The organism is Flexithrix dorotheae DSM 6795, assembly GCF_000379765.1.
In the GTDB taxonomy this organism is placed as follows: domain Bacteria; phylum Bacteroidota; class Bacteroidia; order Cytophagales; family Flammeovirgaceae; genus Flexithrix; species Flexithrix dorotheae.
Map to the genome: position 1 here is coordinate 144,568 of NZ_KB903476.1, position 13,365 is coordinate 157,932.

At 36.9% G+C, this 13,365-nt stretch carries 13 protein-coding genes; 6 read left to right on the forward strand and 7 right to left on the reverse strand.

Features of this window, described 5'->3' with window-relative positions; genetic code table 11:
- Positions 1 to 16 precede the first annotated feature (16 nt).
- Positions 17 to 3,421, forward strand: coding sequence for a two-component regulator propeller domain-containing protein (locus A3EM_RS44160; RefSeq protein WP_020532157.1), 3,405 nt, complete (start codon positions 17 to 19; stop codon positions 3,419 to 3,421).
- Here A3EM_RS44160 and A3EM_RS0131050 read toward each other — a convergent pair.
- Positions 3,418 to 3,915, reverse strand: coding sequence for a YdeI/OmpD-associated family protein (locus A3EM_RS0131050; protein WP_020532158.1), 498 nt, complete (start codon positions 3,913 to 3,915; stop codon positions 3,418 to 3,420). The two genes, A3EM_RS44160 and A3EM_RS0131050, sit on opposite strands and share 4 nt — an antisense overlap.
- A 94-nt stretch (positions 3,916 to 4,009) precedes the next feature.
- Positions 4,010 to 4,552: a cysteine hydrolase family protein gene (locus A3EM_RS0131055; protein WP_020532159.1), complete on the reverse strand. Its 543-nt coding sequence runs from the start codon at positions 4,550 to 4,552 to the stop codon at positions 4,010 to 4,012.
- A gap of 116 nt (positions 4,553 to 4,668) precedes the next feature.
- On the opposite strand from A3EM_RS0131055, the gene A3EM_RS44165 reads away from it, so the two are divergent.
- From A3EM_RS44165 to A3EM_RS0131075, 4 genes are all read left to right on the forward strand, one after another.
- Entirely contained in the window at positions 4,669 to 5,934 is a 1,266-nt protein-coding gene (locus tag A3EM_RS44165; protein ID WP_020532160.1) for a DUF3570 domain-containing protein, read from the forward strand.
- 188 nt (positions 5,935 to 6,122) lie between these two features.
- Positions 6,123 to 6,851, forward strand: a complete 729-nt coding sequence (locus tag A3EM_RS0131065) for a DUF4197 domain-containing protein (RefSeq protein WP_020532161.1) — start codon at positions 6,123 to 6,125, stop codon at positions 6,849 to 6,851.
- Between the two features lie 225 nt (positions 6,852 to 7,076).
- Positions 7,077 to 7,385 carry an ArsR/SmtB family transcription factor gene (locus A3EM_RS0131070; protein ID WP_020532162.1) on the forward strand — a complete coding sequence of 103 codons (309 nt, stop codon included), beginning with the start codon at positions 7,077 to 7,079 and terminating at the stop codon, positions 7,383 to 7,385.
- A 489-nt stretch (positions 7,386 to 7,874) separates the two neighbouring features.
- Complete coding sequence (locus A3EM_RS0131075; protein WP_157638183.1) at positions 7,875 to 8,117, forward strand: OST-HTH/LOTUS domain-containing protein; 243 nt, start codon at positions 7,875 to 7,877, stop codon at positions 8,115 to 8,117.
- A 79-nt stretch (positions 8,118 to 8,196) separates the two neighbouring features.
- Here the strand turns inward: A3EM_RS0131075 and trxA are convergent, their stop codons facing one another.
- Positions 8,197 to 8,523, reverse strand: a complete 327-nt coding sequence (gene trxA, locus A3EM_RS0131080; RefSeq protein ID WP_020532164.1) for a thioredoxin — start codon at positions 8,521 to 8,523, stop codon at positions 8,197 to 8,199.
- Positions 8,524 to 8,684: 161 nt separating this feature from the next.
- Positions 8,685 to 9,272 carry a nitroreductase family protein gene (locus tag A3EM_RS0131085; RefSeq protein WP_020532165.1) on the reverse strand — a complete coding sequence of 196 codons (588 nt, stop codon included), beginning with the start codon at positions 9,270 to 9,272 and terminating at the stop codon, positions 8,685 to 8,687.
- A 361-nt stretch (positions 9,273 to 9,633) separates the two neighbouring features.
- Here A3EM_RS0131085 and A3EM_RS0131090 point away from each other — a divergent pair, with 361 nt between their 5' ends.
- Positions 9,634 to 10,836, forward strand: a complete 1,203-nt coding sequence (locus A3EM_RS0131090; protein WP_026210689.1) for a proline dehydrogenase family protein — start codon at positions 9,634 to 9,636, stop codon at positions 10,834 to 10,836.
- Here A3EM_RS0131090 and A3EM_RS0131095 read toward each other — a convergent pair.
- The 3 genes from A3EM_RS0131095 to A3EM_RS0131105 all read right to left on the reverse strand — a co-directional run bounded on the left by A3EM_RS0131095 (position 10,820) and on the right by A3EM_RS0131105 (position 13,317).
- Entirely contained in the window at positions 10,820 to 11,047 is a 228-nt protein-coding gene (locus tag A3EM_RS0131095) for a 4a-hydroxytetrahydrobiopterin dehydratase (RefSeq protein WP_020532167.1), read from the reverse strand. The genes A3EM_RS0131090 and A3EM_RS0131095 overlap by 17 nt on opposite strands.
- A 38-nt stretch (positions 11,048 to 11,085) precedes the next feature.
- Entirely contained in the window at positions 11,086 to 11,628 is a 543-nt protein-coding gene (locus A3EM_RS0131100) for a 2OG-Fe(II) oxygenase (RefSeq protein ID WP_044240417.1), read from the reverse strand.
- 198 nt (positions 11,629 to 11,826) lie between these two features.
- Positions 11,827 to 13,317, reverse strand: coding sequence for a M28 family peptidase (locus tag A3EM_RS0131105; protein ID WP_020532169.1), 1,491 nt, complete (start codon positions 13,315 to 13,317; stop codon positions 11,827 to 11,829).
- Between the last annotated feature and the right edge of the window lie 48 nt (positions 13,318 to 13,365).

Consider the following 13,365-nt stretch of genomic DNA (forward strand, 5'->3'; position numbering starts at 1 on the left):
GCTTTAAGGCTGTATAATGAAAAATTTGAATCTAAAATTTATCATCTGCAATTTTCTTTTTATCCTCATGAGTCATTGGGGGTTTTCCCAACAAGGATATTTAAAATTCTCCAATCTTTCTATTGAAGACGGCCTCTCACAGGCTACAGTAAATAGCATTTTCCAGGATTCCAGAGGTTTTTTGTGGGTGGGAACCGAAGATGGCCTTAACAGGTTCGATGGTTATAATTTTAAAATTTACACCCATAAGGATAATGAGCCAAATACTATCAGTAATAATAGAATAAATGATATTATTGAAGATGAAAATGGCAATTTATGGATTGGAACCACTAATGGTTTAAACTTTTACAATAGAGCAACCGATACTTTTAAAGCTTTCAGAGATAGTTCACGATTCAATAATTTCACAAAGCTACACATTGAAAAAAATCATATTTTACTGGCTTCTGAAAACGGAGGTCTAAAAAAATTAGACTTTGCCACTTCATCGATCACAAAATTAAAAATTCCAGAGCTGGAGGGCGGTTCAGTGTGGACAATCGCCAAAGCAGAAAACAACCACTACTGGATAGGCACTATAGGAAAAGGCCTTGTTATTTTAAATGAGGAACTACATTACCTGAAAAAATACACGAAGGATGATAAAGAAAACTTCCTTTCTGGAAATGTAGTAAGAACGATTACTAAAGACAGCAAAGGAGACTTTTGGGTAGGAACTGAAGATGGAGGGCTTAATTTTATTCAGCCCGACCATCATGAGATCAAGTATTTTAACACTCAAAATTCAAACCTGAAAAGTAATGCCATCTGGTCTGTAATTCAGGATAAGACTGGCAACATCTGGATAGGAACAGATGGAGGAGGCCTAAATTTTTTCAATTATAAAACTGGGACTATTCATCCCCAAATGCATATCCCGGGAAAAATCACCAGCATAAGTTCAAATGTAGTCAGGGCATTATTACAAGATAAAAAGGGAGATATCTGGGCAGGAACATTTGCCGGAGGACTTAATTATTTTAACCAGTCATCCAATGTTTTTGTCCATTTCAACCATCAGGCCGACAACCCAAACAGCCTGGCTAAAAACTCCATTTTGTCATTTGCAGAAACTCAGGATGGTAAAGTCTGGGTAGGTACTGACGGAGGTGGTCTCGATTTATTTGATGGAGAAAATTTCACCCACTTCAAAAATATTCCAGGCAATAAAAACTCGATAAGCGATGATGTAGCCCTTTGTCTTGAAACGGATGACAATGGCGGATTATGGATTGGGACTTATACTGGAGGGTTAAATCATTATAAAAATGGAAAATTCACCAGTTTTCTAAACAACGCTAAAAATGCCAATACGCTTTCCAACAATTCGGTTTGGGCTATTTGTAATGATACTGAAGGAGGACTTTGGGTAGGTACCAATGGTGGAGGAGTCAATTTTTTCGATCCTGAAACTAAAATATTTAAACACTACCGACATAATCCTGAATATGGAAACAGCCTTGCAGATGATGCCATTAGAGCAATCATTGAAACAAGAAATGGAAAAATCGCCATAGGAACATTTGGGGGACTAAGTATATTGGACAAAAAAACCGGGAATTTTACCAACTTCCAGCACAACCCCAAAGATCCCAAAAGCTTAAGTCATAATATTATCCTCACCCTTTTTGAAGACTCTAAAGGAAGAATATGGATAGGGACGTACGGTGCAGGATTAAATTTGTACAATGAGAAAACAGGTGATTTTCTAAGGTTTACAGAAGAACAGGGATTACCGAATAATGTAGTTTATGGTATTTTAGAAGATGAAGCAGGTAACCTTTGGATAAGTACCAATAAGGGTATTGCCAGGTTTAATTTGGAAGACAATGTTATCAACCACTACAATACTGGAAATGGTCTGCAAAGTGATGCCTTTAATCTTGGGGCAGCCATGAAAACCAAAGCCGGCAAAATGTACTTTGGAGGAATTAATGGTTTTAATATTTTTAACCCGGAGGATGTCAAGAACAATACTTTTATACCTCCTGTAGCCATTACGGATTTCCAGATTTTTAACAATTCGGTACCTATAGAAAAGGAAAATGGAATTTTATCGAAAGTAGTAGGGGAAACTGAAGCCATTACCATTTCCTACAAGGAATCGGTATTTAGTTTTGAATTTACAGGTTTGAATTTTGCCAATGCAAAAAATAACCAGTACGCTTACAAACTCGAAGGCTTTGATAAAGACTGGAATGAGGTAGGAAACAGAAGATTTGCCACTTATACAAATCTACCAGCAGGAAAAACTTATACTTTCAGAGTGAAGGCATCGAATAATGATGGCGTATGGAATGAAAAAGGAGTTGCACTGGACATTACAATCACCCCTCCCTGGTGGGAAACCTGGTGGTTCAAGATATCAGCTGTTCTACTTGTAGTGGGTGGGGCTTTTGCTTTTTATAAAATCCGAATGAAAGCGGTAAAAAAGCAAAACCAGCGACTGGAAAAAATGGTTGAAGAACAAACTTCTGAGCTTAGAAAACAAAAGGAAGATATCTCTCAGGTTAATGAGGAATTACAGTCAAGTGAGGAGGAATTGAGGCAAAATATGGAAGAGTTACAAGCTATTCACGAAGCCCTGGAATACCAGCGGAATGAAATTGAGCGGGAGCATAATAAAACCAAAAAAAGTATAAAATATGCGGAACGAATTCAGAAAGCCATTTTACCCGACCAGAGTTTATTTCAGGAAATTTTCCCTGAAAGCTTCCTGATTTTTAAACCAAAAGATATTGTTTCAGGGGATTTCTATTGGTGTATTGAGGAAGATGATTTTAAAATGGCGGCAGTAATCGACTGTACGGGCCATGGAGTTCCGGGTGCATTTATGTCCATGATTGGGAATAATTTACTGAATGAAGCTGTCACCAAACACGCGATCACCTCACCAGCAGAAATTCTTCAATATCTACACAATGGGATCAGGGATCGTTTGTCTCAGGATTCAGGGAAAAATGCAGATGGTATGGATCTGGGCTTGTGCAAGATTGAATACATGAAAAATGGTGAAGCCAAATTGACTTATGCCGGGGCAAAACACAAGCTTTATATCATGTCAGATGATAAAATGATAGAGCTGAAAGGATGCAGGAAATCTATTGGAGGAAAATATGCGAAAAATGACCTGGTGTTCGAAAATCATGAGACAAGGCTGAAGCAGGGAGATATTGTCTATCTCACCACAGATGGCTTTATAGATCAGGCTAGTCCGGAAAGGCTAAGCTTTTCTACCAGTAAGTTAAAAACTTTGATCTCAGATAATTTTATTCACGACATGGAAGATCAGAAAGAAATGTTTGAATGGGCGCTGGAAGACCACCAGAAAACTGCAGACCAAAGAGATGACATTACCCTGATGGGATTAAAAATCTAGAGGATTTCCTTATCATAAAACCTTAAATTTCTTTGAAGCCGATCCATCATTTTTACGATGCGATCGGCTTTTGTATCTTCGGTTTTTGCCTCGTAAATCCAATCGATATATGTCTTCTGTTCACCTTCTGTAAAAGATAGAAATGTCTCATAAATTTTTTGAGGTTCATTTTTAAAACATTCAATAATTTCCGTGGGAATTTCCAAAGGAGATTCATCTGAATAAAGCACCACTTTCACCAAGTCCCCAGCTTCTTTTTTGATCTTTCTCCTAATCTGAGCTTTTACCGGAAGAAATAATTTCCCATTACCCATAGGCATCAGTTTGTATTGTTTCAACTCAAATTCATCCACAAAACCCCTCACCTTTACCCAGCCAAAAGGATTATTTTTGTTCTGTGCTATTTCAGGAATTGCCGCATAAGTCCACCCACCCTTGCCGGGAAATTTTTCCAGCAAATATTCCGAATCGACTAATGGAGTTTCAGTTTTCATTTATAGTAAACCACTATTGGTTAATACTGATATAAGTTCGTAAGAAGCTGCTTTATTAGCAACGAATATCCTAAACTTTCAAACCTATTTATTTTTAAATACTCAAAAGTACTTCCTCAAAACCCTTAACCTCAATTTTCCCTTCAGTGGGAATCATATTTTGCCACATCCAATTGTATTGTTCAATGACCTGCTCCGCTTTTAAATGTGGTCGGTCTCCGGTAGTATGTCCATTGTTCACAACCGTAATATTATAATTTTTCACTAATGCAGACTGAATAGTGGCCTCCACACAAAAATCTGTAGCACAACCTGTTATCACCAAATTATCTATCTCCAATTCCCTTAATTTCACTTCCAGTTTTGAATTGTAAAATGCATCATTAGCGGTCTTTTCCATGATTAAATCTGTGGGATTTACATCCAGCTCATCCAAAAGTTCCCATTCAGTTGTATTTGGAACAAAAGCATTCCACTTTGAGCCATCGTGCTGGATAAAAATAACCGGAAGGTCCACTGCTCTGAATTTTTGCGCCAAAGCATTAATTCTTCTTACCACTCCAGCAGAATCAAATCTTGGAGTTTCATCCGTAAAAGAACCTTTTTGCATATCAATAACCAACAAAGCTTTTTTCATTTTTTCTTACCTTAGATAAATAATCTTTAATGTTAATTTTCCTGATTCCTCCAAAAAAATCTCCCCTCCCTGAAATAATTTTTAAATTAGCAGCATAATTTCATTTTTTAGTTTGTATGCCATTTACAAATCCCAAGATAAAAATTCTCTTTCTGAAAAACCTGCTGAACCATTTACTTTTTACAGTAATTTATCTTCTGAGCCTTTCCAGTTCAAATGCTCAAAACAACCAGACTATTGATGAGGAAAAAACTACCCTTCCCACTGATTCAAGTGTAGTTTTAGAAGATATTGATGTTAATTTTTTATTCCACTATTACGAACAGGATGGCAATCATTCGGCTGTAACAGGAGGATTGGGCACAGAGGAACTACAGGATATTTCCGGAACAATTATCCTGAATATTCCCCTGGACACTTCCAGTTATTTCAACATGAGTTTGAATGTGAACCACTACTCTTCCGCCTCTACCGACAGAATTAATACTGCTGTTTCTTCTGCTTCTAGCTCAGATGTGAGAACACAGGTTTCTTTAGGCTACAAAAAATTTAATGCTTTAAGGTCAAAAGCTTTCGGTTTCCAAATGGGTGGTTCCATGGAATCGGATTATATCTCCAATTTTTTAGGGGCGGACTGGATGCTGGCTTCTGAAGATGGCAACAGGGAATTCAATATCAGCGGCCTGGTATATTTCGACCGATGGGCCATCATTTTTCCTGAAGAATTGCGTGAGCCAGGCCTTGCCCAGGTAGACACCGATAAAAGACGGTCCTACAGTCTTTTGCTTTCTTATTCCCAGGTGATTAATAAAAAAATGCAGGTAGCTTTCTCCGGAGAACTGGTCAATCAAAATGGGCTGCTTTCTACTCCTTTTCACCGGGTTTATTTCAAAGAACAGGATATGCCAAAAATTGAAAAACTACCGGGAAAGCGTTTTAAAATTCCAGTAAGTGCCCGACTGCATTATTATGTAGCTGATCCTTTAGTACTCCGAATGTTTTACAGGTACTATTGGGATGATTTTGGCATTCAGGCCCATACTTTTAGCATTGAGCCCTCCATAAAATTCAGTCCGTTTTTCTCCATTTTCCCATTCTACAGGTACCATACACAGCAGGCTTCTCAATACTTTGGAGGTTTTAAAGTGAACCGGATTACAGATGAATTCTATACTTCAGATTTCGATCTTTCAGGTTTTTACAGCCACAAAGCCGGAATAGGATTCAGGTATTCCCCCGTTTTTGGGATTTCCCGGTTCCGCCACCCTTTTTCAAAAAAAATTGCCCGCTTCAAAAGTGTGAATGTGAGATATGCGCAATACAGGAGGCAAGATGGATTAAAAGCCTTTATGATAGGAACTGATTTTGCCTTTAGTTTTTAAAAAAGAAAATTATAAATACATAGATTTTCTCACATCCCAACCAAATTAAGCAAAATATCCTCTAATATTGTTATATGGTCAGGTTAAAATAAATACTGCACCATTTGGCTAAAACTTCAATTGGATACTAAAACAAATCTCATTTAAAATAGTCGAAAGACTTAGATCACAAAATTAAATCTATACATATGAAATTTATTAAAAGTCTGATTTTACCTGCATTACTATTATTTGCGCCATTGGCACATGGGCAGTTTTTAAAAAAGCTCAAGGAGTCAGTAACCAGTACAACCACATCATTGGGATTTACAGAAGAAGAAGCCGGAAATGCCATTAAAGAAGCCCTACAGAAGGGAATTGTGAAAGGAGTAGGTGAAGTAGCCCAACTGGATGGCTATTTCGGAAATCCTTTGGTAAAAATTCCTTTTCCTGAAGAAGCCAAATTTGTAGAAAGTCAATTAAGGGCAGTAGGCATGGGGAAATTAGCCGATGATGCCATACTTTCGCTGAACAGAGCCGCTGAAGATGCTGCGGGTGAGGCCAAGGATATTTTTATTGTTGCCATAAAACAATTAACCTTTAAAGATGCGATCGAAATCGTAAGAGGAGAAGACAATGCAGCCACGGCTTATTTGCAAAATACAACTTCTGATAGCCTCAAAGCCAGGTTTCAGCCGATTATTGCCCAATCTATTGAAAAAGTAGACGCTACAAGATATTGGGATAACGTAATGACCGAATACAACAAAATTCCTTTCATGAAAAAAATCAATCCAAACCTGGAAGAATATGTCACTGAAAAGGCGATTGAAGGACTTTTTGTGATGGTGGCACAGGAAGAGGAAAAAATCAGAGAAGACCCTATGGAAAGGACCTCTGATATTTTGAAGAAGGTATTTGGAAGTGAAGAGAAATAAATGGTCTGAATTAAAATAACTTAAAACCCCTGACAGGCTGATGACTGTCAGGGGTTTTATTTTTGTGAAACTGGTGTTTAAGTAGTAATTCAAAATTAATCCTGCATTGTATTATTTTGCCATAGAGGAATTATAGAGAGATTACTATTTCTCGGAAATAATAGCATTGGTGCTTAAATATGACAAAATGTTCATATTTTTACATTGAACATACCCAACCTGAAAATGGAGAAACTATCCACCCGATTTGATGCTGAAACACTTTTAAAAGTAGCTGAAATACTCAAAACTATAGCCCATCCTGTAAGACTATCCATATTGGAATTACTGGAAAACAAGGAAAAACTCACAGTTTCCGAACTCATGAAAGGTACAGGAATAGAACAATCCTTACTCTCTCATCACCTGATAAAAATGAAAGATAAAGGCGTACTGAAATCCGAAAGAGAGGGGAAGAATATTTTTTACACTTTAGCCGATAAACACATTGTAAATATTTTCGATTGTATGGAAGGCTGTTCTATTATAAAGTAGCATTTTTTAATAAAAATTTCTTCAGCTGGCGCATGTGCCATTCCCTCCAAAACCAATGTAACGGTTATAATAATAAAATTCACTTCATTTTTCAATGTTGAAAAAAGACTCAAAGTAATTTTACTCCTTAGCAATGGGGCTATTGGACACCATAGCGCAGAATCTCATCCTAAATTTTTGTTACCAAAAACAGGGAATTTACCAAAAATTTCCTCAAAAAATATATACAACTTTTTCCATATTTTTTTAATTTAGTACTACTTAATTCGCTGTGGGTCGGCTACCCTTTAACCGGAAAATGTTCTTTAATTTATGTTGAATTAAGTCTTATAGGTTATTTAATCAAGCATTTACTTTTTAGTTAAATGATAAATGAGTTTGGGTTTAATTTTTACCCGGATAAACTTCATCCTAAAGCACCAGGGTTATTTCTTACTCTTTGTGCTTATTTTTCTAAAATTATTTATTGAATTAAACGACATAAGAAGCATGGAAAACTTGGAAATTGAAAAAGTAATTAAAAATGCTTTAGCTGAAAGTTGTGATGAAACAGGTTGGGCCAACTTAGCCAAAGTAGGTACAGAACTTCGAAAAAACGGAGTAAAGTATGGGAAGCTCTCCCGTTTTTTCAACAATTATCAGGATTTGGTGGAGGTAAAAACGGATTATTCCATAAACCCTCCTGTAGTTTATGCTAAATTAAGAGAACATCAGGAAGAACTGGCTTCATAAAAATTGACAAACATATCATAAAAAAAGCCGCTGTTGGTTTATTCAACAGCGGCTTTCTATTTTATAAATAAAACTCAAATTAAGCTATCTGAGCTTCAACTCTTCCCTGAAGATCTGCTTTTGAAGATGCTCCTACTACTTTGTCTACTACTTCTCCTCCTTTAAACACCATCATTGTAGGGATACTCCTGATTCCAAATTTAGCAGCTGTTTCCGGATTGGCATCAACGTCCAGTTTTCCAATTACGGCTTTTCCATCAAAATCTCCTGCCAATTCTTCTACTACCGGAGCCATCATTAAACATGGTCCACACCAGGTAGCCCAGAAATCCACTAATACAGGGTTTTCAGAGTTTAACACAACTTCTTCAAAGTTATCATCTGTTATTTCAATTGCTTTTCCCATTTTAAAATCTATTTTGTTGATAAAATTTATTCTTGATTATTTTAATAATTTTAGAGGACTCACCTCTATAATCCCTTATATATCAAATTTGCTGCAAAAAAAGTTCAAAAGACATTCTGTCAGTTTTTGATATTTTTCAGATAAACCAGGATTAACATTAATTATTCTTCAATCCACTCCACTTTTTGGGAAATATCACCTCTTTTGCCCTCTGCCAGTTCATGTTTCGGATAGCCCAAATAGAAGAAACCTAATAATTTATCTTTATCTCCCAAACCAAAAAAATCTTTGGCCTCTTCCCAATAAGTCACTCCCCCACTACCCCAATAGCCACCAATTCCATAGGCAGTCGCTGTAAGGTAAATATTCTGCACGGCACAAGCCACAGCTTCCACCTCCTCAATCTCCGGAATCTTCTCAGATTCCTGCCTTTTCATAGCTACTGCAATGATGTGTGAGGCTTTAAGCGGTTTGGCCTTTAGCTTGGTGAATTTTGCTTCAGAAAAATTTTCAGGGGCAGTTAGCTTTTTATATAAACCAGATTGGAAGTCAGCAAATTTTTTCAAACCATCTCCGGAAAAAACAAAGAATCTCCAAGGTTCAGTTTTTCCGTGAGAAGGTGCCCAATTGGCATTTTCCAACAACTGTTCAATGATTTTTTTATCAATGGTTTGTTCACTAAACTGGTCTACAAAAACTGACCTTCTGGATTTTATCAACCGATTAACTTCTTCTGTATTAAAACTCACGTTTAAGGATTAATTTTTTATTTAAAAAATTCAGTTGTTTCCCAACCACTTACTTTTCTACAAAAAGCTTCAAAAATTAAGACGCAAAGATAGTGATAAAGCAGTGGTAAAATAATAGAGAAACCACTTTTATTTCATCAATAGCGCATATATCCAATTGATTTTATTGATAAATGATTAGCTGCAAAAAAGTATCAGATTTAAAAATAAAAGAAACCCTAAAATGTACTTTCTTTGCAAATACAAACCAATTGACAAAAATAAGGTTTCTTTGATAGGAAAGAGCCTAAATTTACCATGGCCTAACCAGCCAAGCCTCCGGAAAGTTCCGGAACCAATAAACAACAAAACACATAATATGATGACAGAGAATTTACATATAAACTTCACTGACACCAGGATTGCATTTGCTTCTAAAAACAGTAATTCACTCCGGAAAGCTTACTTTCTTTTTTCCCTCATGAACTGGAATGGGCTGGTAAAACTGGGAACATTTTTCATCCAGCTCGCTCTGAAACTTAACCTTCCTGTAAAGCCATTTATCAGGCGAACTTTATTCTCACAATTTTGCGGTGGTGAAAACATAGAAGATTGTAACAAAACCATTCGCCTACTTTCTGAATACAATATTGGGACAATCCTGGATTATGCAGTGGAAGGAGCTTCCAATGAAAAACATTTTTTAAAAACCTTTAATGAAACTCTTGCAAACGTGCAGAAATCTGCAGGATTAAAAGAAATTCCCTTTTGTGTTTTTAAAATTACTGGCCTGGCTTCACATGCGCTTTTAGCCAAAATTCAATCAAAAAAACCCTTATCCCCTAAAGAAGAGGAACAGTTTGAAAAACTAAGAGTAAGAGTGGATACCATTTGCCAGACTGCTTTTGAACATAAAGTTAGGCTTTTTATCGATGCTGAAGAAACCTGGATTCAGGTACCTATAGACAACCTGGTAAGGGAAATGATGGAAAAATACAATAAAAATTCCCCTATTGTATACAATACATATCAGCTGTATTGTGTGAATAAATTGCTGGATTTAAAAAACGATTACAAACTAGCCAAAGAGCGTGGTTATTTCCTGGGGGCCAAGTTAGTGAGAGGCGCCTACATGGAAAAAGAAAGAGAAAGGGCTGAACGGCTCGGTTACCCTGATCCCATCCAACCCAATAAAACGGCCTGTGATTTGGACTACAATACTGCACTTGAATTTTGTGTGAAACATATTGATACAATTGCCATTTGTGCCGGAACACATAATGAAAATTCATGTTACCATCTTACTGCGCTTTTGCGAAAACATGACATTCCCAATGGCCACTCTCATATTCACTTTGCCCAGCTATATGGCATGAGTGATAATATTTCATTTAACCTGAGCAAAGCGGGGTACAATGTAGCCAAATACGTACCTTACGGCCCAATAAAAGCAGTGCTTCCGTATCTTTTTAGAAGAGCAGAAGAAAACACTTCCATTGCCGGGCAAACCAGTCGTGAATTCAACTTGATAAAATCAGAGTTGAAAAGAAGAAAGTCAGAAAAAGCAGTTAAAGCGCATCAATAGCTTTTGCCAGTTGGTGATCCTTATCAGTTACAATGTCACCGGCATCATGCGTATTGAGAAAAATCTCTACCTTATTGTACACATTTGTCCAGTAAGGATGGTGGTTTTGCTGCTCAGCCAGCATGGCTACTTTGGTCATAAAAGCAAATGCTTCTTTAAAATCTTTAAACTCGAATGATTTTGTCAATTGGTTATTTTCTTCTTTCCACATAGTATTTTAGGGTTTGTGATTGGTTAAAGTTTTAAAAATTAATTGCCATACATTACATCACTTCTCAAAACATATTTGATCCCTTCTTCAATTGGAATTCCCTCATGTTTCTGCTCGTGGATAAAACATAAAGCAGTCCCAATTTTGGGAATAATGCTAACCTCATCAAATTTTGTTATTCCTCCTTTGTAATTGTCATTGAGGTAAACAAGAAAAGTTATTCTGCTTTCTTCAGATTCCCCACGTTTGAATCTACCATCTATATGACGTTTAAACCGCTGCTCTCGCTCATATCTATAAAACCGAAACATTTCATTTAAGCCAACGGCAATGGAATTTTCAATTTTGAATGGACAAAATGGAGCAAGCCTTTCCCACAAGCGACCAGCTAATTCCTCATCCTCAAAAAGAATTCTTTCATTATTTCTCAATCCCTTCACCATTTTTGCTCCTTCAGGAAAGCTAACCTTTGCTTCCTCATATCCTATCTCCTCGCTAAAGGCAATTAAATTTTCACATTCTTCTCTTTCCATGAAATTTTCAATTGTCCAAATTTTATCAGTGTGATAATTAATTTCCATTTCAATCAAGAGTTTTTAGTCCTTGCAGGGTATTCTCATAAAGAGCCCCTGCCCTCGTACTTCAGTACAAATTTGAACACAGGGTCGCGAAAATGCAGCCCCTGCTTAGACTTAAATTTTATATCAAGTATTAGAGTTTAACAAGCCGCCAAATCTCACTTTGATTTTTTTGAAAGACCAATTAATAAAAAACATGAATTATTCACCTCCATAAAGCGCCTTAGCAGCCTTCTCATATTTGTCACCGGCTTCCCACTGTGGCCTTTCCTTTTTATTGGCAATTAGCCGGGCAGAGTACACATAAGCCTGGCAAAATTTCAATAAATAATCGAAATCCATAGTATCAACTTCATCGGTTACCTGATGGTAGGTTTTCATTATTTCTGCATCAAATGCTTTTAAGCCTTCGCTAAACGTAGGAGCAGGAATGCCCTTGGCTGCAAAATTCACATTATCCGACCGATCGAAAAGCCCCTGTTCTGGTGATGGATCACCAAACACACCAAGCCCAAAGGCCTCACTTCCTTTTTCAATTTCTTCTTTAGCTCCGGTTCTATCCAGTCCAATTACGGAAACCAATGAGGTATCATTATAACCCGCTCCGTCAATATTCAGATTGAAAATACATTTATTAAGTGGAATTAATGGATGTTCACTATAATACTGACTTCCCAATAAACCCATTTCCTCCCCTGTGAAAGCAATAAACAAAACCGACCTGGCAGGAGGTTTCTCACCTAAAGCTTTGGCAGCAGCAATTAAACCTACTACCCCCATACCATTATCCCGTGCACCATTAAAAATAGAGTCTTCTGGTGTGCCTCCCGGAGCATGACTAGCTGTACCTACATGATCATAATGCGCAGATAAGATAATAAACTCATCTTTCAGTGCTGCATCCGCACCTTCAATCATCCCCACTACATTTTGAGTCCTCACCAGAGATTTTATTAAACCAGATGTTTCAAAACTGATATGTTTATCCTCTTCCTTATTGATTTTTGCCAATAATGCCTTACTTTCATCATTAATCCAAAAATGTACTAATTTGGCATTAGCTTCTTCATCTGAAACCATCTCCATTCGGGTATTATTGAGATAATTTACAATAGATTTCCAGGGCAATTGTAAATGATACAGTTCAATTAATGCCTTTGCACCCAACTTTTCAGCCAACTGCCTTTTCCCTTTACTTGCCTGGAATGCTTCCATGGGATTTTGCGAATTAGGTATACCAAATTGTGCGACTACAATTTTATCTTTTACATCCTTTTCCTTAAAGTCCTTTTCCTCTCCATAACCTACGAAAACCGCCTCCCCTTCTTCCTGATTTTCTTTTCCATGAATAAGTAAGGCCTCTGCCCCATTTTCAAAAGTCTTCCCTCCCCAGGAAAGGCTGGCAATTTTTGCCGGAGCTACATTTTGTAAGGAGAAATATTGGAAATAATCATCATTGTCGGGTGTTGGCTTTATACCACTTGCCCTAAATTGCTCAGCAATATATCTGGCGGCTAAATTATTTCCTTGTTCCCCTGTTCTCCTTCCCATCATGGCATCTGAAGCAATAATTCTCAAATGCTTTTCCAGTACTGATTTTTCTAATTTTGATTCTGGTAAATCCTTCACTTTCTGCGCTATGGAAGAAAGTGAAATTGCAGTTAAAAAGACTAATAATAATGTTTTTATCATATCCTATAATAAATAAATTTATTCCATGAATAATTTCCCGGACTTTAC